We start from the raw sequence: 21884 nt of genomic DNA, 5'->3' as shown, positions 1-21884 counted from the left end.
ACGCCACAGCTACTGGTCGCCGGTCACGCGTTGGTGGTCCAAGGAAAGACGCCCCGCTTCCTGCGGGGAGATGCAGGTGCAAGGCCTGCCCAGCGCTCCACACCAAGCCCCGTCCCGCATCACGCCGGGCGGGGCTTCACCGTTGTCCGGCAGCGATGTACGCGGTTCACGGCCGGTCGAGGCGGAGCCGGTCGGCGCGCGGGAGACCGGCCACCACCAGGTCGTAGGAGTCCTCGACGAGCTCCCGGACCAGCCGGTCGGGGAGGTCGCCGTCGACCGTGACCGTGTTCCAGTGGCGCTTGTTCATGTGGTAGCCGGGAATGACGAGCCCGGGGTGCTCCTCACGGAGCCGCACCGCGTCCTCCGGGTCGCACTTGAGGTTCACCGTCAGAGGCCGCGCGTCGAGATTCGTCAGGGCGAACAGCTTGCCCCGCACCTTGAAGACGGACGTCTGCGGGTTGAACGGGAAGTCCTCCACGGCCGCGTTGAAGGAGAGACAGAAGGCGCGCAGCTCCTGCGGGGTCACTCCGCCTTCGCCTCCTCGTCCGCGGAGGCCCCGACCGGCTCCACCAGCACCGTCACGATCTTGTTCCGGCGGCCCGCGGCGGCCTCTGCCGTCAGCCGCAGCTCGCGCCCATCGGGAAGTTCGACGACGGCCGACGCCCCGGCGATCGGGACCCTGCCCAGCGCCTTCGCCAGCAGCCCGCCGACGGTCTCCACGTCCTCGTCGTCGTACTCCTCCAGGCCGTACAGCTCGCCGAGGTCGGTGATGTCGAGGCGGGCGGTCACGCGGTGGCGGTCGTCGCCCAGTTCCTCCACCGGCGGGAGTTCGCGGTCGTACTCGTCGGTGATCTCGCCGACGATCTCCTCGAGGATGTCCTCGATGGTGACGATTCCGGCCGTGCCGCCGTACTCGTCGATGACCACGGCCACGTGGTTGCGGTCCTGCTGCATCTCCCGCAGCAGGTCACCGGCGTTCTTGGTGTCGGGCACGAAGGCGGCCGGCCGCATGGCCGTCGACACCAGCTCGCTCTCCGCGTCCCGGCTGATGTGCGTCTTGCGGACCAGGTCCTTCAGATACACGATCCCGACGACGTCGTCCTCGCTCTCCCCGGTGACGGGGATGCGCGAGAATCCGGACCTGAGCGCCAGGGTCAGCGCCTGACGGATCGTCTTGTAGCGCTCGATCACGACGAGGTCGGTCCTCGGGACCATGACCTCCCGTACGAGCGTGTCGCCCAGCTCGAAGACGGAGTGCACCATACGGCGCTCCTCGTCCTCGATCAGCGACTCCTTCTCGGCGAGGTCGACCAGCGCCCGCAGCTCCGCCTCGGACGCGAAGGGGCCGCGGCGGAAGCCCTTGCCGGGGGTGAGGGCGTTGCCGATGAGGATCAGCAGGGACGGGATCGGGCCCATGATCCGCGCGAGCGGGAGCAGGACGTACGCCGCCGCCGTCGCCGTGTTGAGCGGGTGCTGGCGGCCGATGGTGCGCGGCGAGACCCCGACGGCCACGTACGACACCAGGACCATCACCCCGATCGCGACCAGGAGCGCCTCGGTGGTCCCGGCGAACTCCTGCAGGCAGGCGTAGGTGATGAGGGCGGCGGCCGCCATCTCGCAGGCGACGCGCACCAGCAGCGCCACGTTCAGGTAGCGGGTCGGGTCGGCGGCGATCCGGGCGAGCTTCTCGCTGCCGCGGCGGCCGGTCCGCACGGCCTCCTCGGCCCGGAAGCTGGAGACCCGCGCGAGGCCCGCCTCCGCGCAGGCGGCGAGCCAGGCGACGACGACCAGGGCGATCGCGCCGGAGACGAGGGTCGGACTCATGAGACGGTCGGAGCCGGGGACGGACCGGTCAGGCCCTTCTCCCCACGCCAGCCGTCCACGATGGCGGCCTGCAGCCCGAACATCTCGGCCTTCTCGTCGGGCTCCTCGTGGTCGTAACCGAGAAGGTGCAGCACTCCGTGGACGGTGAGGAGCTGGAGCTCCTCGTCCATGGAGTGCTGCGTGTCCGCTTCCTTGCCCTGCTTCTCGGCGACCTCGGGGCACAGCACGATGTCGCCGAGCAGCCCCGGCGGGGGCTCCTCGTCGTCCTTCGACGGCGGACGCAGCTCGTCCATGGGGAAGGACATGACATCGGTCGGCCCCGGCAGGTCCATCCACTGGATGTGCAACTGCTCCATGGCGTGTTCGTCCACGACGATCACCGAGAGCTCGGAGAGCGGGTGGATGCGCATCCGCGCGAGCGCGTAGCGGGCGATGTCGAGGATCGCCTGCTCGTCGACCTCGGTTCCGGACTCGTTGTTGACGTCGATCGACATGGTCGCGCTGGTCTACTTCCGCTTGTTACGGGCGCCCTTGTGGGTGCCGTTCTCCGTACCGTTCTCGCTGTCGTACTTCTCGTACGCGTCGACGATACGGCCGACCAGCTTGTGCCGTACGACATCGTGGGACGTGAGCCGCGAGAAGTGGACGTCGTCGAGACCCTCCAGGATCTCCTGCACCTGCCGCAGCCCGGACTTCGTGCCACTCGGCAGGTCCACCTGGGTCACGTCACCCGTGATCACGATCTTCGAGTCGAAGCCGAGACGGGTCAGGAACATCTTCATCTGTTCGGGGCTCGTGTTCTGGGCCTCGTCGAGAATGATGAAGGCGTCGTTGAGCGTGCGACCGCGCATGTACGCCAGCGGCGCGACCTCGATCGTCCCCGCCGCCATCAGCCGCGGGATCGAGTCGGGGTCCAGCATGTCGTGCAGCGCGTCGTACAGCGGGCGCAGGTACGGGTCGATCTTCTCGTAGAGGGTGCCCGGGAGGAATCCGAGGCGCTCTCCCGCCTCCACCGCCGGGCGGGTCAGGATGATGCGGGTGACCTGCTTGGACTGCAGGGCCTGCACCGCCTTGGCCATGGCGAGGTAGGTCTTGCCGGTGCCGGCCGGGCCGATGCCGAAGACGACCGTGTGCTTGTCGATCGCGTCGACGTACCGCTTCTGGTTGAGGGTCTTGGGGCGGATCGTGCGGCCGCGCGAGGAGAGGATGTTCTGCGTGAGCACCTCGGCGGGGGTCTCCTCGCCGTCGCTCTCGCCGCTCTCACTGGCTCTCAGCATGGCGATCGAGCGTTCCACTGCGTCCTCCGTCATCGGCTGTCCGGTGCGGAGCACCAGCATCATCTCGTCGAACATGCGCTGGATGAGTGCGACTTCGGCGGCTGCGCCGACCGCGTTGATCTCGTTTCCGCGGACGTGGATGTCGACCGCCGGGAACGCCTTCTCGATCACGCGCAGTAGGGAGTCGCCGGAACCCAGTACGGTCACCATGGGGTGCTGGGCGGGGACGGTGAACTGTGCTCTGGCCTGCCCCTGCGCGGGTGTGTGAGCTGTGGGTGTCTGAGTCATGGGCCGGCTCTGTAGGCCTGCGGTTCCTCCTCATCACGGCCGCGTAGCTGAGAGCGGCCTCGCGATACCAAGGGTACGACGGTGCACTGACAACGCCGTAGGGCTTTTCACCGGCCGTTCCCGGGGCGGGGCCGCGGGGACGGTCCCCGCAGGGCCGGGCGGTTCACGCCGACCGGCCGAACCCGATCGTCGGCACGGCCCGTCGCAACGGCCACGGCCGCGCCGCCTCCTCGGGCACCAGCCCCGCCAGGAACCCGTACCGCCGCAGCGCCGTCGGATCCTGCCCGTCCACCGACTGCACCTTCCGCCACCACGCCCCGATCTCGGACCACCCGGGCGCCGACAGCGACCCGCCGAACTCCTGCACGGACAACGCGGCCGTCAGCCCGCCGAACGCCAGCCGGTCGGCCAGCGGCCACCCCGCCAGGGTGCCGGTGACGAAGCCCGCCACGAACACGTCCCCCGCCCCGGTCGGATCCAGCGCCTCCACGGCGATCGCCGGCACCTCCGCCGTCTCCCCCGTCCGGCGGTCCACCGCGTACGCCCCCTCCGCACCGAGGGTGACGACAGCCACCGGAACGTGGGCGGTCAACGCGTGGGCGGCCGCGCGCGGACACGCCGCCCCCGTGTACCGCATCGCCTCCTCCGCGTTCGGCAGGAACGCCTCGCAGTGCTCCAGGTCGGGCAGCCCCGCCAGATCCCACGCCCCCGTGTCGTCCCACCCGACGTCACCGAAGATCCGCGCCCCCTTGCGGGCGGCCTGCGCGATCCAGGGCGCCCGTCTGCCCGGCGTGAGCGAGGCGATGGCGGCACGCGCGCGTGGCGGACACTCGGGCGCGCCCTCGTCGATGAGCTCGGCGTCGGGGGGCGGCTCGTGGCCATGGGAGATCATCGTGCGCTCCCCCTCGTACGCCATGGAGACGGTGACCGGCGAGTGCCAGCCGGGAACCGTGCGGGACGGCGTGAGGTCGATGCCCTCGCCCGTCTCCAGCGCGTCCCAGCAGTACTCGCCGTAGTGGTCGTCGCCGAACGCGGCCGCCAGGGAGGTCCGCAGGCCGAGGCGGGCCAGCGCGGTCGCCATGTTCGCCACGCCGCCCGGGCTGGACCCCATTCCGCGCGCCCAGGACTCGGTCCCGCGCACCGGGGCGGAGTCGAGCCCCGTGAAGATGATGTCGAGGAAGACGGTGCCCGTGAGGTACACGTCCCAGGGTGGTTCGCCGGGGGTGCGCAGGGCGGCGAGCGGGTCGACCTGGGCCCGGGGGTGCCCGGCCTCTCCGAGGTGCGACGGTCCCTTTCCGATGGACGCGGTGGACGCGATCACGGTGCGCTCCCTGACGTGGTGCCGATCAGGCCAGTCTGCACCAAGCCAGGGTCGACGCGCCGTCGTCACGGCGTAGCCGCAGGTCACGTCACGGCGGCCGCGGGTCGCGGCCGGGGCACCGCGGGTCCCGCCCGGATGCGCCGTCCCGGCCGCCCTGCCCCCCGCCTGGGCGGCCTCCTGCGCCCAGCCGTACGCCGGAGCCGCTCGCCGGAGCCGCTCGCCGGAGCCTTCTCCGCCCGTGACCGGATCCGGACGTCGCGCCCGTGCCGTACCGCGGTCGGATGTCGAGCGGGGCCGCCTACCAGCGGGGAACGGCCGGTGCGGCCCAGCCGGGCTCGGCGACCCGCATCGCCGCCGCGTCGTCCCGCTCGCGCAGCGAACCGTCGTCGTCGAGCCAGCGCTGGTGGAGGAACCGGAGCCGGTCCCGGTCGAGTTCGACGCCCAGGCCGGGTGCGTCCGAGACGGTGACCTTGCCGCCCTCGAAGGTGAGGCGCTCGGTGAGGACGTCCTCCGACTGCCAGGGGTAGTGGGAGTCGCAGGCGTGGTGGAGGTCCGGGACGGTGGACGCGACATGGGTCATCGCGGCCAGCGAGATCCCCAGGTGGGTGTTGGAGTGCATGGACACCCCGACGCCGAAGGTGCGGCAGATGGCGGCGAGTTGCCGGGTGTTGCGCAGTCCGCCCCAGTAGTGGTGGTCGGAGAGCACCACCTGGACGGCACCCTGGGTGAACGCCTCCTTGATCTCCGCGAAGGTCGTCACGCACATGTTGGTGGCGAGGGGAACATCCGTACCGGCGGCGACCTCGGCCATGGCCGCTGTACCGAGCGCCGGGTCCTCCAGGTACTCGAGGACGTCCCCGAGCTCCTTCGCCACCTTCAGCGAGGTCGCGACGCTCCACGCCCCGTTGGGGTCGAGCCGCAGCGGGTGTCCGGGAAACGCCTCGGCCAGCGCCCGTACGGCCGCGATCTCCTCGTCCGGCGGGAAGACACCGCCCTTGAGCTTGAAGGAGGTGAAGCCGTGGCGCTCGGTGAACTTCCGGGCCTGCTCGACGACCCCGGCCGGGTCGACGGCGGCGCCCCAGTCGTCCTTCTCGGCCCGTACGCCCTCGGGATGGTCCGCCCACTTGTAGAAGAGGTACGCGCTGTACTCCACCGCGTCCCGCAGCTTGCCGCCCAGCAGGGCGTGCACGGGCAGTCCGAGCGCCTTGCCCAGGGCGTCGAGGCAGGCCACCTCGAAGGCGGACACGACGGACAGGCGCAGCTTGTCGGCGGTCTGGACGCCGCGCAGTCCGCCGACGTCGGCCTGACCGGAGACCCGGGAGCCGTCGACGGCCACCTCGTCGGCGAGGACGAACAGGCCGTTCAGGTCGCTCACCTGGCGGCCGACCAGCTTCCGCGCGAACGGCCTGGCCAGTTCCAGGTACTTGGTGTCGCCGTACGTCTCGCCGACGCCGGTGATCCCGTCGGCCGTCACGACCTCCACGATCAGCCGGGGCGTGTACGGCTGGTGCACGCCCTGTGTGTTCAGCAGCGGCGGGTCGGCGACCAGGATCGGGGTCAGCCGTACGTCCGCGATGGAGAGGTTCACAGGGCGGCTCCCACGAGGTCGAGTCCGGTGGTCAGCAGCTGTTCGAGCTCGGCCAGGTCGGCGGCCGAGGGGTCGGTGAGCGGGGCGCGCACGGGTCCCACGGGAGCGCCGCGCAGCCGGGCCGCCGCCTTCACGAGGGACACGGCGTATCCGGGTACCCGGTCGCGGAGTTCGACGAGCGGGACGTAGAAGTCGCGCAGCAGCTTGTCGACGGTGCCGTGGTCGCCGCCCTGGAACGCGGTGAAGAAGGCGTTCGCGATCTCGGGGGCGAATGCGTGGACGGCGGAGGAGTAGGCGGGGACGCCGACGGTGGCGTAGGCGCGGGCCTGGATCTCGGCGGTGGCGGCGCCGTTGAAGAAGAGGAAGTCCTCGGGGGCGGCGAGGGTGAGGCGCTGGAGCCGGTCGAGGTCGCTGTGGCCGTCCTTGAGGCCGACGACGGTCGGGATGCCGGCGATGCGCTGCAGGGAGGCGACCGCGAAGGCGACCTGCCCGCGCTGGTAGGCGATGAGCGGCAGCCGGGTGCGGGCCGCGATCTGCTCCAGCTGGGCGACGAGTCCGTCCTGCGGGGCGGCGACCAGGTAGTGCGGCAGGACGAGGAGCGCGTCGGCTCCGGCCTCCTCGGCGATGCGCGCGAAGCGGACGGCCTGCGCCCAGCCGTAGCCGATCCCGGCGACGACGGGCACGTGGCCGCCGGCTTCCTCGACGGTGATGGTGACGACCTGCCGGTACTCGTCCTCGTCCAGCGAGAAGAACTCGCCGGTGCCGCAGGCGGGGAAGACGGCGCCGGGGCCGGTGGCGATCCGGTCCGCGACATAGGCGCGGTAGCCGTCCGGGTCGAGGGAGCCGTCGTCGTGGAAGCTGGTCAGCGGGAACGACAGCACGCCGTTCACCATGCCCTGCCGCAGTCTCCGCGTCACGGCGCCGGTGTCAGGACTCACCCTCACTCATCTCCCTATGTAGATGACATCCACGTATGAAGATGAAGATTAGATACGCGAACGATTTCCGTCAATGGGCCGGACGTCCGCGCTTACGATCGACGCATGTCAGAGACAGGGGGCGTCCGCGAGGTGAAGTCGGCCGCACGCACGGTCGAGCTGCTGGAACTGCTCGCCGCGCGGGGCGACCGTCCGGCGCGGCTGCAGGAGCTCGCCGACGAGCTGGGCGTGCCGCGCAGCTCGATGTACGCGCTGCTGCAGACCCTGATCTCGCGCGGCTGGGTCCGCACGGACGTCACCGGCTCCCTGTACGGCATCGGTATCCACGCCCTGCTCACCGGCACCAGCTACCTCGACTCCGACCCGCGCGTGCGCCTCGTACGGCCGTACCTCGACGAGGCCTCCCAGGCGCTGGGCGAGACGATCCACATGGGGCGGCTCGACGGCCGGGGCGTGGCGTACCTGGCGACGCGCGAGTCGCACGAGTACCTGCGGACCATCAGCCGGGTGGGGCGCCGGCTGCCGGCCCACGTGGGCGCCCTGGGCAAGGCGCTGCTTGCCGAACGGGACGACGCCGAGCTGCCCGACGGGCCGTACGAGGCGCTCACCCCGAACTCGCACACCAGCCGGGAGTCACTGGCGGCGGACCTGGCGTGGGTCCGCAGCCGCGGCTACTCGATCGACCGCGAGGAGGGCGTCCTCGGCATCGTCGGCTTCGGCTTCGCCCTGCGCTACGACTCCCCCGCCCAGGACGCCGTCAGCTGCTCGGTGCCGGTGGCCCGGCTGACGACGGAGCACGAGGCGCAGATCGTCGCGGTGATGCGGGAGATCAGGGGCAAGATCGAGGCGACGGCGACGGCGGCGCCGCCTGCGGGAGGCGGGGCGGTGCACTGGCGCTAGCGTCGGATTGCGAGGGTGCCCGGGGCTGGTGCCGGGGGTAGGCCGCGCCGCCCGGCGCTGCGGGGTGCCGTCCGCCCCCACCCGTCCGCGCCCACCCGTGCCGCCCAGCGGCACGACTACCCGCGACGTACAGAGAGGCGCTGCGTTTACCCGGCATCACCAGCCCCAAACACAACGTGCGCCACATCACACCCCCCGCGTTTCTTTCCCGAACCGCGTGCTTGATACAAATTGGCCGCGCGTTCCTGTCCGTCGACGGTCGTCGCCCAACCCCCTTTTTTTGAGCCGCTTCTTTCGCATGCCCTGGGAACGCCCGTGTTCGCCCGCACCACCACGCCCTGGCCCCTCGTTGCCCTTTTCACGGCCGGGTACCTCGCCCCGTACCTCCTCCCGACGACCGTCGGCAGGCTCGACTCGGGACTACCACTGTCCGCCACGCAGGCGGGCGCCATCGGCAGTGCCCTGCTGCTGAGTTCGGCCGCGGCCGGCTTCCTGCTCGCCTCGCGGGTCGACCGCGTCGGCCCGCGCACCCTCGCCCGCGCCGCACTGGCGCTGGCCGTCGTCGGCTACGGCACTGCCGCCCTCACCACCTCCGTCCCGGCCGTGGTCGCGGGCGCGCTGCTCGGCGGCTTCGGTTCCGGTACGGCCACCACGGTCGCCGCCACCGGAATCGCCGCCCAGCCGGACCCGCACCGCACCACCACGCTGGGTCTGCTGAGCGTCTCCGCGCTCGCGGGCACGGTCTATCTGACGGTCCCGCACCTCGGCCCCGGCCACGGGTTGCCGCTCGCCGCGATCGCCCTGACCGCGGCGGCCGTCTGGCCGCTGACGAGCCGTCTCCCGGCCCGTACGGCCGCCACCCGGCACTCCCGCCGACACCGGAATCCGCTCCCCCACCTGCGCTCCGGTCTCGTCCTCGCCACCGCGATGCTCTTCTGGTCGCTCGCACAGAACTCCCTGTGGGGCGTCAGCGGCCGGATCGGCCTCACCCAGGCACATCTGACGGAGGCGACCGTCGGCGTCGTCTTCGCCGTGGCGCTGGGCGCCGGGCTCCTCGGAGTCATCGGCGCGGGGGCGCTCGGGCCCCGGCTCGGCCGGGCGCTGCCCGTCGGCGCGGGCACCGTCCTCATCGCCGGCTGCATCGCGCTCAGCGCGTCCGCCACCGACCTGCCGACCTTCGCGGCCGGCGAGATCGCCTGGAACACGCTCTACCCGATCGTCCTGTCGTACGTCATCGGCCTCGCCGCCTCCCTCGACCCGCGCGGCCGGTGGGCGGTGCTCGTCGGCTCGGCGTCCTCGCTCGGCACGGCGGCCGGCCCGCTCGCCGGCAGTCTGCTGTCCGCGCGGGCCGGCTTCCCGGCCATGGGCACGCTCCTCGGCCTCGGACTGCTGGTCGTGGCACTCCCGATGACCGCCGTGGCCGTGCACACCGGCGGGCGCCCGCTGCTCACCGGCGCGGTGCGCCGCCGGGGCGGCACCCCGGCCGCCGTGGTCGCCGCCTCGACCGGCACCCCGGCCGACGTGCTCCCGCAGGCCGGCGTCCCCGAGCAGCCGGTCGTGGAGATCCCGATCGACACCCCGGCCGTCCCCGCCCAGCGGTCCTACGACACGGCAGGGCCCCGGCAGGCGGGCACCGCCGCACCGGGGTCCTGAGGAACCGACGGCCTACGGGAAGTCGTACGCCTCCACCTCGGCCAGATAGCGCGCCCGTCGCTCCTCGTCGTGCTCCAGGAAGGACGCGACGAAGGAGTTGCGGGCCAGCTCGCGCAGCCGCTCCTCACCGAGGCCCAGCGCCTGGCGTACGGCGTCGAAGTTGTCGCCCGCGTAGCCGCCGAAGTAGGCCGGGTCGTCGGAGTTGACCGTGCACAGCAGCCCGGCCTCCAGCATCGCGGGCAGCGGGTGCTCGGCGAGGACGTCGACGGCGCGCAGCCGGACGTTGGAGAGAGGGCACAGGGTGAGCGGGACGCGGTCCCGGACGAGCCGCTCGACCAGTTCGGGGGACTCCATGCAGCGCAGGCCGTGGTCGATCCGCTCCACGCCCAGCACGTCCAGGGCCTCGGTGATGTACTCCGGCGGCCCCTCCTCACCGGCGTGCGCCACGCGCCGCAGCCCGAGGGCGGCGGCGGCCTCGTACACCTCGCGGAACTTCACCGGCGGATGCCCGACCTCGGCCGAGTCGAGCCCGATGCCGACGATCCGGTCGAGGTACGGCCTTGCCGCCTCCAGGGTCTCGAGCGCCGACTCGGCGGACTCGTCGCGCAGGAAGCACATGATCAGCTGGGTGGAGACGCCATGTGCGGCCTCGCTGTCGCCCAGCGCCCGCCACAACCCCTCCACGACCGTCCCCATGCCGACGCCCCGCGCGATGTGGGCCTGCGGGTCGAAGAAGATCTCCGCGTGCCGCACGCCCTGAGCGGCGGCGCGGGCGAGGTAGGCGTTCGCCAGGTCAGCGAAGTCCTGCTCGGTGCGGAGCACGGCCATGAGCTCGTAGTACAGGTTCAGGAAGGACTGGAGATCCTCGAACTGGTACGCCTTGCGCAGCTGGTCCGTGTCGGCGTACGGCAGCTCGACGCCGTTGCGGGCGGCCAGCTCGAAGGCCAGCTCCGGCTCCAGGGTGCCTTCGATATGGAGGTGCAGTTCAGCTTTGGGGAGGGACATCGAAGCATGGTACGGCGGTTTCACCGACGCTTCGGAACCGACACCCTCAGCAGATCGTGCGCGACCGTCAACTCGCCCTCGAACCCTGCGGCCCGCGCCTGCCGCTCGAACTCCTCCGGCTCGGAGTAACGCTGGCTGAAGTGGGTGAGCACGAGGTGCCGTATCCCGGCGTCCCGCGCGACCCGCGCGGCCTGACCGGCGGTCAGGTGGCCGTGCTCGACGGCCAGTTGCTCGTCCTCGTCCAGGAACGTCGACTCGATGACCAGCAGGTCGCAGCCCTCGGCGAGCGCGTACACGCCGTCGCACAGCCGGGTGTCCATGACGAACGCGAACCGCTGCCCGCGGCGCGTCTCGCTGACGTCGTCGAGCGAGACGCCGTCGAGGACACCTTCCCGTTGGATCCGTCCCACGTCCGGGCCCTTGATGCCGTGCGCGGCGAGCCGGTCGGGCAGCATGCGGCGGCCGTCCGGCTCGGTGAGGCGGTAGCCGTAGGACTCGACGGGGTGCGAGAGCTTGCGGGCGTCCAGGGTGTAGCCGGGGGTTTCGGCGATCGTCCCGTCCGCCGCCACCGGCGCCTCGACGAGCTCGACCGTCTCCCGGTAGGCGGTGGCGTACCGCAGCCGGTTGAAGAAGCGCTGCCCGGAGCGCGGGTAGTGGGCGGTGACCTCGTGCGGGACCCGGTCGAGGTTGATGCGCTGGATGACTCCGGCGAGACCCAGTGAGTGGTCCCCGTGGAAGTGCGTGACGCAGATCCGGTTCAGGTCGTGCGCGGCGACCCCGGCGCGCAGCATCTGCCGCTGCGTGCCCTCGCCGGGGTCGAACAGGATGCCCTCGCCGTCCCACCGCAGCAGATAGCCGTTGTGGTTGCGGTGCCGGGTCGGGACCTGGCTGGCGGTGCCGAGGACGACCAGTTCACGTACGGACACGGCCAGCTATCCGGGGGGCCACTGCAGGCCGCGGCCGCCGAGGACGTGCGCGTGGGCGTGCCAGACGGTCTGCCCGGCGCCGCTGCCGGTGTTGAAGACGATGCGGTAGCTCTCCAGCTTCTCGTCGTCGGCGACGGCCTGGGTCTCGCGCAGGACGTCGGCGGCGAGCTCCGGCGCTTCGGTGGCGAGCGCGGCGGCGTCCCTGTGGTGGGCCTTCGGGATCACCAGGACGTGCGTGGGCGCCTGGGGGTTGATGTCCCGGAACGCGACGGTGGTGTCGGTCTCACGGACGATCGTCGCCGGGATGCTCCCCCCGACGATCTTGCAGAACAGACAGTCGTCCTGCGGTTCCCCTGCCATGCGGTTCCCTCCGGGGGTCGAACGGGTTGAACGGGTTGATCGCGCTTGGGCATCGTATCGTCGCGGGGTGCTGCTGCTCTGTGGCTTGTCGCGCAGTTCCCCGCGCCCCTAGGTGGGCAACACCGGCGGAACCTTCGCCGGAGCCGACTCCAACGCCTCCAGCGCCACCCGCACCGCCTCGTCCAACTGCACGTCCCGCCCCGCCGCATGGTCCTGCGGCCGCTGCACGACCTCCACGTCCGGGTCGACGCCGTGGTTCTCGACCCCCCACTCGTAACCCTCCAGCCAGAACGCGTACTTCGGCTGGGTGATCAGCGTCCCGTCGACCAGCCGGTAGCGGCTGTCGATCCCGATCACCCCGCCCCACGTCCGCGTACCGACCACCGGCCCGATCCCCAGCGCCTTGATCGCCGCGTTGACGATGTCCCCGTCCGAGCCGGAGAACTCGTTGGCGACGGCGACGACCGGCCCGCGGGGCGCGTCGTGCGGGTAGCTGTAGGGCCGCATCCCGCGCGGCACGGCCCAGCCGACGATCCGCCGGGCCAGCTTCTCGACGACGAGCTGGGACGTGTGCCCGCCGCGGTTCTCGCGGACGTCCACGACCAGTCCCTCCCGGGCGACTTCCACCCGCAGGTCGCGGTGGATCTGGGCCCAGCCGGGCGCCTGCATGTCCGGCACGTGGAGGTAGCCCAGCCGGCCGCCGGACTTCTCGTGGACGTACGCCCGCCGGTCCGCGACCCACGCGTGGTAGCGCAGCGGCTCCTCGTCCGCCGTGGGGACGACCACCGCGTGCCGCACCTCGCCCCCGCCGGACGGCGAGATCGTCAGCTCGATGGGCTTGCCCGCCGTACCGACGAGGAGCGGTCCGGGTCCGGTCACCGGGTCGACGGGCATTCCGGCCACCGCCACGATCGCGTCCCCTGCGCGCACCGCGACACCGGGCGCGGCCAGTGGGGAGCGGGCGTCCGGGTCGGAGGTCTCGGTCGGCAGGATGCGGTCGATGACCCAGGTCCCGTCCGCGTGGCGGGAGATGTCCGCACCGAGCAGGCCCTGCCGGGGCCCGCCGCCGTGTCCGCCGCGCGGGACGACGTAGGCGTGCGAGGTGCCGAGCTCGCCCTGGACCTCCCACAGCAGGTCGACGAGGTCGTCGTGGGTGGCGACCCGGTCCAGCACGGGACGGTAGCGGTCGAGGACGCCGGGCCAGTCGACCCCGTTCATGTCGGGGCGCCAGAAGTGGTCCCGCATGACGCGGCCGGTCTCCTCGTACATCTGCCGCCACTCGGCCGCCGGGTCGACGGTCTGCCGTACGCGGGTGAGGTCGACGGTGATGTTCGTGTCGCTGTCGTCGTCGTTCGAGGCACGCCGGTCGCTGGGGACGACCTTGAGCCGGCCGTCGGTCCACAGCAGTACCCGCTTGCCGTCGCCGCTGACGGCGAAGTGGTCGGCGTCGACGGCGAGGTGCTCGATGCGCTGCTGGGCGAGGTCGTAGCGCTCCAGCTCGGTGTGCGGGTCCGGGTCGTCCGGGGTGGCCCGGGAGGAGCCGAGGACCCCGCGCACCGGGTGCCGCAGCCACAGCACGCCGTCCTTCGCCGCCCGCAGGTTGGAGTAGCGGGCCGCCTCCACCGGGAACGGCACGATCCGGTCGGCGAGGCCTTCCAGGTCGATCCGGGTGGCCGGGGTGCCCTCGCTGTCGGGCGTCTCGTCCTTGTCGGGCGCCTCGAAGGGGCGGCCGTGCCGCTGCGGGCCGAACGGGGAGGGCGTGGTCGCGGCCAGCGTGATCAGGTGCGGGCGGTCGCCGACCACGAAGGCCAGGTCGAAGACGTGCTCGTCGTAGACCGGGTCGAAGGAGCGGTTGGAGAGGAAGGCGAGGTGCTTGCCGTCGAGGGTGAACGCCGGGGCGTAGTCCCGGAACCGCAGCGGGGTCGCCTCGGTGACCGAGAGGTCGGTGGTGTTGGCGAGCCGGAGCTGACGCAGCGGGCCCGGGCCGGGGTGCGACCAGGCGAGCCAGGCCGAGTCGGGCGAGAAGACCAGCCCGGAGACGTCCCCCTCCTCGCTGCGGTCGACCTCGCGGACCTCGCCCGTCTCACGTTCGACGAGCAGGACCCGTCCGTCGTGCGCGGCGACCGCGGCCCGGCTGCCGTCGGGTGCCATGGCGAGCCCGAGGACCCGGCCGAGCTGTCCGGCGGCGAGCCGGCGCGGGGTGGCGCCGGGCGCGTGACCGGTGGCCGGCGCGAACTCCAGGGCGTCGTCGCCCTCGGCGTCCGTCACCCACACCACCCACTCCTCGCCCTCGGCGCGGAAGGTGCGCGGCAGCCGGGCCCGTACGCCGGGTTCGGCGGAGAGTGCGCGGGCCGGGCCGGCGCGGTGGGTCACCCAGTGCACGGCTCCGCGCACGGCGACCGCGCTGCCGCGCGCGGTGTGGTCGGGGGCGGCCGAGCCGAACCAGCGGGAGGCGTTCACCGTGAACGGCTGCCGGTCGGTGTGCTGTCCGCCGAGCCGCACGTCGAGCCAGCGGGGCTCGGCGCCGTCGAGGTCGTCCAGGATCCACAGTTCACCGGCGGACGCGTACACGACCCGGGTGCCGTCCCCGGCCGCGTGCCGGGCGTAGAAACCGTCGAGCGGCGTGTGCCGCCGCAGGTCGGAGCCGTCGGCGAGGGAGGAGTACAGCGCGCCGGTGCCCTCGTGGTCGGACAGGAAGGCGATCCGGTCGCCCGTCCACACGGGGTACTCGATGTTCCCGTCCAGCTCTTCGTGCAGCCGTACGAACTCGCCCTCGCCCTCGCGATCGATCCACAGCTTGCCCGCCGTACCGCCCCGGTACCGCTTCCACCAGGCCGCCTCGCGTCCCATCGGCGCGGACAGCAGGACCGTGCCCGGGCCGCCGTGGGCGACGTCGCCGACGGGGCCGTACGGCAGGGTCGTGGCCGGGCCGCCGTCGAGCGGGATCGCGCGGGCCCAGCTGCGGCGCAGGCTCGCCTGGCCGTAGGTGCTGAGCGCGAGGACCTCGCCGTCCGCGGTCCAGCCGCGTGTCTGGGTGCGTGAACTGCCCCAGTGCGTCAGGCGCTTGGCGGGGCCGCCGTCGACCGGGGCGATGTGCACCTCGGGGGCGCCGTCGCGGGTGGAGGTCCAGGCGACGGTGGTGCCGTCGGGCGAGATGCGGGGGTGGGTGACCGGCACGTTGTCGGCGCTGACCCGCCAGGCCCGGCCGCCGTCGAGCGGGGCCAGCCACACGTCGTCCTCGGCGGTGAAGGCGACCAACTCGCCGTGCAGGTGGGGGAACCGGAGATACGCGGAGGTCGCTGACTGTGTCACCCGATCACCCTATGCACGCACGGCGACCGGTGACAGGGGTTTGAACCAGGTTTGGATCACGCGACCGGCCGTCCGCTGCGGCGGCTCACTTGCCGTCCGGCCAGCACTGGGGCGCCTTCTGGCAGTAGACGGTCTTGGTGACGGTCACCGTGACCGTCGGCCCGGGCTGACCGGGGTTGTCGACGGGCGGGGTGGTCCGCGCGTCGCAGTTCCCGAGCCCCTCGACGTGGAACCACTGCTTGCCGTCGATCTTGGCGGTCAGGTCCCCGCGCACACACGCCCCACTGACCGCTCGGGTGACCTTGCCGGTGACGGTGATGTCCTTGCCGTCGTCGGTCTCGCCCTGGCAGTCGACATCGGCGACGGCGTTCTCGGTGGCCGTCGGCGTCGCGCCGCTGTCGCCGTACGAGGCCGTGCAGTTGAGCCACCGCACGTCGGCCTTCTGCCGCTCCAGCTCGTCGGTCACGGTCTGGTCGGTCGTGTACGCCACGGTCGCGGAGTTCAGCCCGCTCGGATCGCAGGCGACCGTCCCACCCACGGCGAGCACGCCCAGAGTCACCACAGCCGCCACGCGCCGCCCGTGCGGCCGACGCCGAATCCTCGTCAACGCCCCCATGCCAGGCAGCCTGCCACTGTCCCGCCCGTCGCGGTAGAGCGCAAACGGCCACTCGCGCGCCTGCTCGTTACCGTGGACGGATGCGCAACGAACGCAGCCTCAGAAGGCTCGTGGTGGACGAGCGGACCGTCTACCTGTGGAACGTCCGTCACCGGCACGGCGGGGGCGAGCCCTGCCGCGAGACCCTCACCCTGCTGTGCGACGGCGTCCGCACCCGGATCGTCTTCCGGTCCGGCGAGGGACACGACGCGGGCGGCGGCTACCCCGGCCACTCGGGCGGCGTGAGCGACGCCCACGGCCACTACGTCAACCTGCACGAACCCGGCGTCGTACGCGCCCTGGTCGACGAGGCCGCGAAACGCGGACTGCTGTCCGGCGGCGGGGAGTTGGACGGCTGGGGCCTGCTGCCCGCCGTGGCCGTCAGCCGCGCAGCAGCAGCCACTCCTGCAGCTCCACCAGATTGCCCTCCGGGTCCTTGAGGTGCGCGACCCGCATCCGGTCGGTCATCGGCGCCGGGCCGCGCAGCAGGGTGGCTCCGCGGGCGGTGATCTCCTCGCAGTAGGCGTCCAGGGCGTCGACGCGCAGCACCACCAGGGAGCGGTGGCCGGTGGCCGCGTCACCCAGCTCGTCGCCGAGGATCTCGGACATCATGGCCCGGTCCTGGAGGGCTATTCCGGCGGAGCCGGTGGCCGGGCTGAACTTCTCGTACGGCCCCTCGGCCGTCCCCGACTGCGGCTTCAGACCGAGGACTTCGGCGTAGAAGCGGTAGCAGGCGGGGAAGTCGCTGACGAGCAGGCGTACCTGGGCGAGTTCCACGAACCGTTCTCCTGGTGGCAGAGGTCAGGACCAGCGGCCGGAGCGGCCGAGGAGCAGGGCGGTCGCCGCGGTCCCGGCGGTCGACGTCCGCAGCACGGTGGGTCCGAGCCGGTACGCCTTCGCGCCCGCCTCCGCGAAGAGCGCCAGCTCCTCGGGGGAGACACCGCCTTCGGGGCCGACGACGAGCACGATCTCGCCCTCGGCGGGCAGGGCGGCGGTGGCCAGGGGCTCGTCGCCGCTCTCGTGCAGTACGGCGGCGAAGTCGGCTTTGGCGAGAAGTGCCGCAACCTGCTTGCCGGTTACGGCGTCCGCGACCTCGGGGAAGCGCACCCGGCGGGACTGCTTGCCGGCCTCCCGGGCGGTGGCCCGCCACTTGCCGAGCGCCTTCAGGCCGCGGTCGCCCTTCCACTGCGTGATGCAGCGGGAGGCCGCCCAGGGGACGATCGCGTCGACGCCGGTCTCGGTCATCGTCTCGACGGCCAGCTCGCCGCGGTCGCCCTTGGGGAGGGCCTGGACGACGGTGATGCGGGGCGACGGGGGAGGTTCCTCGGACACGTTCGCGATGTGGACGATCAGCCGGTCCTTGCCCTCGGTGCCGACCACCTCGCACCCGGCCCAGCGCCCGGCACCGTCGGTGAGGACGACACTCTCGCCGGGCTGCAGCCGCTTCACGGAGACGGCGTGACGCCCCTCGGGCCCGTCGAGGACGTACTGCCCGCCGCCCGCGTCGACGTGCTCGACGACGAACACCGGCGCCGTCATCGCGCCCCGCCCCGCGACAACGCTGTCCAGGCGGCGGCGAGTTCGGCCGCAAGCACCTCCACCAGCTGTCCGGCGGGCAGCTCACGGGCCATCCGGTGCCCCTGGCCCGCCCACAGCGCCATGCCCTGCGCGTCGCCCGCCTTGGCGGCCGCCTTGCGCAACGGGGCGGTCAGGTGGTGGATCTCCGGGTAGGCGGCGGGCGCGTAGGGGCCGTGCTCGCGCAGGAAGCGGTTGACCAGTCCGCGGGCCGGGCGGCCGGAGAAGGCGCGGGTCAACTCGGTACGCACGTAGAGGGGGTTGGTCAGTGCCTGCTTGTGCACGGCGGACGCGCCGGACTCGGGGGTGGCGAGGAACGCCGTACCGAGCTGGGCCGCGCTGGCGCCCGCGGCGAGCACGCCGGCGATCTGGCCGCCGCGCATGATGCCGCCGGCGGCGACGACCGGGATGCCCACGGTCTCGCGGACCTGCGCTATCAGGGACAGGAGCCCGATGCCCGAGCCGTCGGTCTCCGGGATGTCGCGGTGGGTGCCCTGGTGGCCGCCCGCCTCCACGCCCTGCGCGATCACCGCGTCGGCGCCCGCCCGCTCGACCGCGAGGGCCTCCTCTGCGGTTGTCGCGGTGACCAGCGTGAAGGTGCCGGCCCGGCGCAGCGAGTCCAGCAGGTCCCGGCTCGGCACGCCGAAGTGGAACGAGACCACCGGCACCGGGTTGTCGAGCAGCACGGCGAGCTTGGCCTCGTAGCCGTCGTCACGGCCGCTCTCGGGGTCGCCCAGCTCGGTCTCGTACCAGGCGGCCTCGCCGGCCAGCTGATGGGCGTACACGTCGACGGCGGCCGGGTCCGCGTACTCCGGCTGCGGCATGAAGAGGTTCACGCCGAACGGGCGGGCCGTCAGGCTCCGCAACTGCTTGATCTCCTGGTACAGGCCGTCGGCCGTCTTGTACCCGGCAGCGAGGAACCCCAGCCCGCCGGCCTCGGACACGGCGGCGGCGAGCGTCGGTACGGAGACGCCGCCCGCCATGGGGGCCTGCACGATCGGGTGGGGGAAGAGATCGGTCAGTGCGGAGGACATGACGGCATGTTGTCACGTCCTCCGAACAAGTCCGAATCGACCCTTCCCCTTGGCATCGGCCCGTCCGGCGCTTGAGGACGAGGCCCGTTCAGGACCGAAGCGGAGGTCTGGGGGCGCAGCCTCCAGGGACGGGAACGGGAAGGGGCGGCGGGGGCGAGGAACAGCCTTCCGCCGCCACCCGTCAACGACCGTTGAACGCGTCCTTCAACCGCGAGAACAACCCTTGCTGTCCCGGCTGGAACTGCCCCGTGGGCCGCTCCTCGCCCCGCAGCTTGGCCAGCTCGCGCAGCAGACGTTCCTGCTCGGGATCGAGCTTGTTCGGGGTCTGCACCTCGACGTGGACGATGAGGTCACCGCGTCCGCCGCCGCGCAGGTGCGTGACGCCCCGGCTGTGCAGCGGGATCGACTGGCCGGACTGGGTGCCGGGCCGGATGTCGACCTCCTCCAGGCCGTCCAGCGTCTCCAGCGGGACCTTGGTGCCGAGGGAGGCCGCGGTCATCGGGAGGGTGACCGTGCAGTGCAGGTCGTCACCCCGCCGCTGGAACTGCGAGTGCGGCAGCTCGTGGATCTCGACGTACAGGTCGCCGGCGGGACCGCCACCGGGCCCGACCTCGCCCTCGCCGGCCAGCTGGATGCGGGTGCCGTTGTCGACACCGGCGGGGATCTTGACGGTCAGGGTCCGACGGGACCGGACGCGGCCGTCGCCGGCGCACTCCGGGCACGGCGTCGGCACGACCGTGCCGAAGCCCTGGCACTGCGGGCAGGGGCGCGAGGTCATGACCTGGCCCAGGAAGGACCGCGTCACCTGCGACACCTCACCGCGACCGCGGCACATGTCACACGTCTGCGCGGAGGTCCCCGGTGCCGCACCCTCGCCGCTGCAGGTGGTGCAGACGATCGCGGTGTCGACCTGGATGTCCTTCGTCGTGCCGAAGGCCGCCTCGTCGAGCTCGATCTCCAGCCGGATCATCGCGTCCTGGCCGCGCCGGGTGCGCGAGCGCGGACCCCGCTGGGACGCCGTACCGAAGAAGGCGTCCATGATGTCCGAGAAGTTCCCGAAGCCGCCGGCTCCGAAGCCGCCCGCGCCCTGGCCGCCCGCCTGGGACAGGGGATCCCCGCCGAGGTCGTAGACCTGCTTCTTCTGCGGGTCCGACAACACCTCGTAGGCGGCGTTGATCTCCTTGAACCGCTCCTGGGTCTTCGGATCGGGGTTGACGTCCGGGTGCAGCTCGCGTGCGAGCCGCCGGAAGGCCTTCTTGATCTCTTCCTGCGACGCGTCGCGGCGCACGCCGAGAACGGCGTAGTAGTCCGTGGCCACTTACGACTCCGCCAGGATCTGTCCGACGTACCGTGCCACTGCGCGTACCGCTCCCATCGTTCCCGGGTAATCCATGCGGGTCGGTCCGACCACGCCGAGCTTGGCGACTGCCTCGCCGCCCGAACCGTAGCCGACCGACACCACCGAAGTGGAGTTGAGTCCCTCGTAGGCGTTCTCGTGACCGATGCGTACGGTCATGCCCGAATCTCCCGCCTCGCCAAGGAGCTTGAGGAGCACGACCTGCTCCTCGAGGGCTTCCAGGACGGGCCGGATGGTGAGGGGAAAGTCATGTCCGAAGCGGGTGAGATTGGCGGTGCCGCCGATCATCAACCGCTCCTCGTTCTCCTCGACGAGCGTCTCCAGCAGGGTGGAGAGCACCATCGAGACGGTGCCGCGATCCTCGGCGTCGAAACCCTCGGGCAGGTCCTCCACCAGATGCGGCACGTCGGCGAAGCGACGGCCGGCGATCCGGCTGTTGAGCCGCGCCCGCAGGTCGGCCAGCGAGGCCTCGCCGAACGGCGCCGGGCAGTCGACCATCCGCTGCTCGACCCGTCCCGTGTCCGTGATCAGGACGAGCATCACGCGCGCGGGGGCGAGGGACAGCAGCTCGACGTGCCGCACCGTCGACCGTGTGAGCGACGGGTACTGCACGACGGCGACCTGCCGCGTCAGCTGCGCGAGCAGCCGTACGGTCCGCGCCACCACGTCGTCGAGATCGACGGCGCCGTCCAGGAAGTTCTGGATGGCGCGCCGCTCCGGGCCGGTCATCGGTTTGACGCCGGCCAGCTTGTCGACGAACAGCCGATAGCCCTTGTCGGTGGGGATCCGCCCCGCGCTGGTGTGCGGCTGGGCGATGTACCCCTCGTCCTCCAGGGCCGACATGTCGTTGCGCACGGTCGCCGGCGAGACACCGAGGTTGTGCCGCTCGGTGAGCGCCTTGGAGCCGACCGGCTCCTCGGTGCCGACGTAGTCCTGGACGATGGCGCGCAGCACCTGGAGCCTGCGTTCACTCAGCATCGCGCACACCTCCAGAAAGTCGACCCCTTGGCGCTTCGCCTGGCACTCGTCACATCCGAGTGCCAGCGCACCCCGGCCAGTGTACGGCCGTGGGGTACGCCCGGGGCAAGGCCGGGCCTGCGATGCCGTGCCCGTGGAGGCTTCCCCGCTAGCGTCGCGGTATGACGGTGACTTGGGAAGAGCTGGGGTGGGAGCGGCTGGCGGCCGGGGTCGGCCGGTGCCGCCTGCCGGTGTGGGACTGCACGGTGGGGCTGGTCGTCGGGGCGGGCACGGCCCTGGTGATCGACGCCGGGTCGAGCCTGGCGGAGGGGGCACGGGTGCGGGCTCGGGCACAGGAACTCGCCGGTCGTCGTGTGACTCATCTCGCGCTGACGCATCCGCATTTCGACCATGTCTTCGGGGCGGCGGCGTTCGCGGGCGCGGAGGTGTTCGGCGCGGTCGGCGTCGAGACGGTGTTCACCGCCCGGCAGGGGCGTGAGGAACTGCGCGCGGACGCGGTCGGCAACGGGCTCGACGCGCACCTGGCCGACGAGGCCGTCGACGCCCTGCCGGTCCCCGGCCACCACGTTTCCGGCGAGTGGACGCTCGACCTGGGCGGCGGCCGCCAGGTCCTGCTGGCGAACGTGGGCCCCGGCCACACGGCCCACGACCTCGTGGTCCTCGTCCCCGGTTCGCCGGAGGTGGTCTTCTGCGGCGATCTGGTCGAGGAGTCCGGTGAACCCCAGGCGGGCCCCGACGCCGTACCGTCCCACTGGCCGGCCGCCCTCGACCGCCTGCTGGAACTCGGCGGCGAGGACGCGCGGTACGTGCCCGGTCACGGAGCGGTGGTGGACGCGGCGTTCGTCCGGGCGCAGCGGGACGCCCTGGCCGAGCGTTTCGGCGTGTCGTGACGG

At 72.2% G+C, this 21884-nt stretch carries 21 protein-coding genes; 4 read left to right on the top strand and 17 right to left on the bottom strand.

Annotation, left to right across the window (positions count from 1 at the left end; translation table 11 throughout):
* Positions 1-166 precede the first annotated feature (166 nt).
* The 7 genes from ACWBNA_RS37020 to ACWBNA_RS36990 all read right to left on the bottom strand — a co-directional run bounded on the left by ACWBNA_RS37020 (position 167) and on the right by ACWBNA_RS36990 (position 7242).
* Complete coding sequence (locus tag ACWBNA_RS37020) at positions 167-526, bottom strand: MmcQ/YjbR family DNA-binding protein (RefSeq protein WP_482708925.1); 360 nt, start codon at positions 524-526, stop codon at positions 167-169.
* Entirely contained in the window at positions 523-1824 is a 1302-nt protein-coding gene (locus ACWBNA_RS37015; protein WP_482708924.1) for a hemolysin family protein, read from the bottom strand. The genes ACWBNA_RS37020 and ACWBNA_RS37015 overlap by 4 nt, the downstream gene beginning before the upstream one ends.
* Positions 1821-2318 (bottom strand): rRNA maturation RNase YbeY, encoded by a 498-nt coding sequence (gene ybeY, locus ACWBNA_RS37010; RefSeq protein ID WP_482708923.1) that lies wholly within the window; start codon positions 2316-2318, stop codon positions 1821-1823. Before ybeY ends, ACWBNA_RS37015 begins: the two co-directional genes overlap by 4 nt.
* A 12-nt stretch (positions 2319-2330) precedes the next feature.
* Positions 2331-3389: a PhoH family protein gene (locus ACWBNA_RS37005; RefSeq protein WP_482708922.1), complete on the bottom strand. Its 1059-nt coding sequence runs from the start codon at positions 3387-3389 to the stop codon at positions 2331-2333.
* Positions 3390-3552: 163 nt separating this feature from the next.
* Positions 3553-4710, bottom strand: a complete 1158-nt coding sequence (locus tag ACWBNA_RS37000) for a carbohydrate kinase family protein (protein WP_482708921.1) — start codon at positions 4708-4710, stop codon at positions 3553-3555.
* Positions 4711-5008: 298 nt separating this feature from the next.
* Positions 5009-6298 carry a glucarate dehydratase family protein gene (locus tag ACWBNA_RS36995; RefSeq protein ID WP_482708920.1) on the bottom strand — a complete coding sequence of 430 codons (1290 nt, stop codon included), beginning with the start codon at positions 6296-6298 and terminating at the stop codon, positions 5009-5011.
* Positions 6295-7242 carry a 5-dehydro-4-deoxyglucarate dehydratase gene (locus ACWBNA_RS36990; protein ID WP_482708919.1) on the bottom strand — a complete coding sequence of 316 codons (948 nt, stop codon included), beginning with the start codon at positions 7240-7242 and terminating at the stop codon, positions 6295-6297. Before ACWBNA_RS36990 ends, ACWBNA_RS36995 begins: the two co-directional genes overlap by 4 nt.
* 99 nt (positions 7243-7341) lie before the next feature.
* On the opposite strand from ACWBNA_RS36990, the gene ACWBNA_RS36985 reads away from it, so the two are divergent.
* Together ACWBNA_RS36985 and ACWBNA_RS36980 are read left to right on the top strand one after the other, a co-directional pair.
* Positions 7342-8136, top strand: coding sequence for an IclR family transcriptional regulator (locus ACWBNA_RS36985; protein WP_482708918.1), 795 nt, complete (start codon positions 7342-7344; stop codon positions 8134-8136).
* Positions 8137-8451: 315 nt separating this feature from the next.
* On the top strand, positions 8452-9789 hold the full coding sequence (locus ACWBNA_RS36980; protein WP_482708917.1) for an MFS transporter: 1338 nt from the start codon (positions 8452-8454) through the stop codon (positions 9787-9789).
* Positions 9790-9801: 12 nt separating this feature from the next.
* On the opposite strand, the gene ACWBNA_RS36975 is transcribed toward ACWBNA_RS36980, so the two are convergent.
* From ACWBNA_RS36975 to ACWBNA_RS36955, 5 genes are all read right to left on the bottom strand, one after another.
* A complete protein-coding gene (locus ACWBNA_RS36975; RefSeq protein ID WP_482708916.1) occupies positions 9802-10794 on the bottom strand; it encodes an adenosine deaminase in 993 nt (330 codons plus the stop codon).
* 20 nt (positions 10795-10814) lie between these two features.
* Positions 10815-11720, bottom strand: coding sequence for a ribonuclease Z (locus ACWBNA_RS36970; protein ID WP_482708914.1), 906 nt, complete (start codon positions 11718-11720; stop codon positions 10815-10817).
* Positions 11721-11726: 6 nt separating this feature from the next.
* Positions 11727-12080 carry a histidine triad nucleotide-binding protein gene (locus ACWBNA_RS36965; RefSeq protein ID WP_482708913.1) on the bottom strand — a complete coding sequence of 118 codons (354 nt, stop codon included), beginning with the start codon at positions 12078-12080 and terminating at the stop codon, positions 11727-11729.
* Positions 12081-12188: 108 nt separating this feature from the next.
* Positions 12189-15392, bottom strand: coding sequence for a S41 family peptidase (locus ACWBNA_RS36960; RefSeq protein ID WP_482708912.1), 3204 nt, complete (start codon positions 15390-15392; stop codon positions 12189-12191).
* Positions 15393-15477: 85 nt separating this feature from the next.
* On the bottom strand, positions 15478-16008 hold the full coding sequence (locus ACWBNA_RS36955; RefSeq protein WP_482708911.1) for a hypothetical protein: 531 nt from the start codon (positions 16006-16008) through the stop codon (positions 15478-15480).
* A gap of 80 nt (positions 16009-16088) precedes the next feature.
* Between ACWBNA_RS36955 and ACWBNA_RS36950 the strand changes: the two genes are divergently transcribed.
* Positions 16089-16487: a hypothetical protein gene (locus ACWBNA_RS36950; protein WP_482708910.1), complete on the top strand. Its 399-nt coding sequence runs from the start codon at positions 16089-16091 to the stop codon at positions 16485-16487.
* Here the strand turns inward: ACWBNA_RS36950 and ACWBNA_RS36945 are convergent.
* The 5 genes from ACWBNA_RS36945 to hrcA form a co-directional block, all read right to left on the bottom strand.
* Positions 16429-16824, bottom strand: coding sequence for a VOC family protein (locus ACWBNA_RS36945; RefSeq protein WP_482708909.1), 396 nt, complete (start codon positions 16822-16824; stop codon positions 16429-16431). The two genes, ACWBNA_RS36950 and ACWBNA_RS36945, sit on opposite strands and share 59 nt — an antisense overlap.
* A gap of 24 nt (positions 16825-16848) precedes the next feature.
* Positions 16849-17586 carry a 16S rRNA (uracil(1498)-N(3))-methyltransferase gene (locus ACWBNA_RS36940; protein WP_482708908.1) on the bottom strand — a complete coding sequence of 246 codons (738 nt, stop codon included), beginning with the start codon at positions 17584-17586 and terminating at the stop codon, positions 16849-16851.
* Positions 17583-18656 (bottom strand): nitronate monooxygenase, encoded by a 1074-nt coding sequence (locus ACWBNA_RS36935; RefSeq protein WP_482708906.1) that lies wholly within the window; start codon positions 18654-18656, stop codon positions 17583-17585. Before ACWBNA_RS36935 ends, ACWBNA_RS36940 begins: the two co-directional genes overlap by 4 nt.
* A 181-nt stretch (positions 18657-18837) precedes the next feature.
* Entirely contained in the window at positions 18838-19974 is a 1137-nt protein-coding gene (gene dnaJ / locus ACWBNA_RS36930) for a molecular chaperone DnaJ (protein ID WP_482708905.1), read from the bottom strand.
* Positions 19975-20991 (bottom strand): heat-inducible transcriptional repressor HrcA, encoded by a 1017-nt coding sequence (gene hrcA / locus ACWBNA_RS36925; RefSeq protein WP_468654320.1) that lies wholly within the window; start codon positions 20989-20991, stop codon positions 19975-19977.
* Between the two features lie 161 nt (positions 20992-21152).
* Between hrcA and ACWBNA_RS36920 the strand changes: the two genes are divergently transcribed.
* Positions 21153-21881 carry an MBL fold metallo-hydrolase gene (locus ACWBNA_RS36920; protein WP_482708904.1) on the top strand — a complete coding sequence of 243 codons (729 nt, stop codon included), beginning with the start codon at positions 21153-21155 and terminating at the stop codon, positions 21879-21881.
* Positions 21882-21884 lie beyond the last annotated feature (3 nt).

This window comes from Streptomyces sp. Q2, from assembly GCF_056820935.1.
This window is presented reverse-complemented; position numbering and strand designations above follow the sequence as displayed.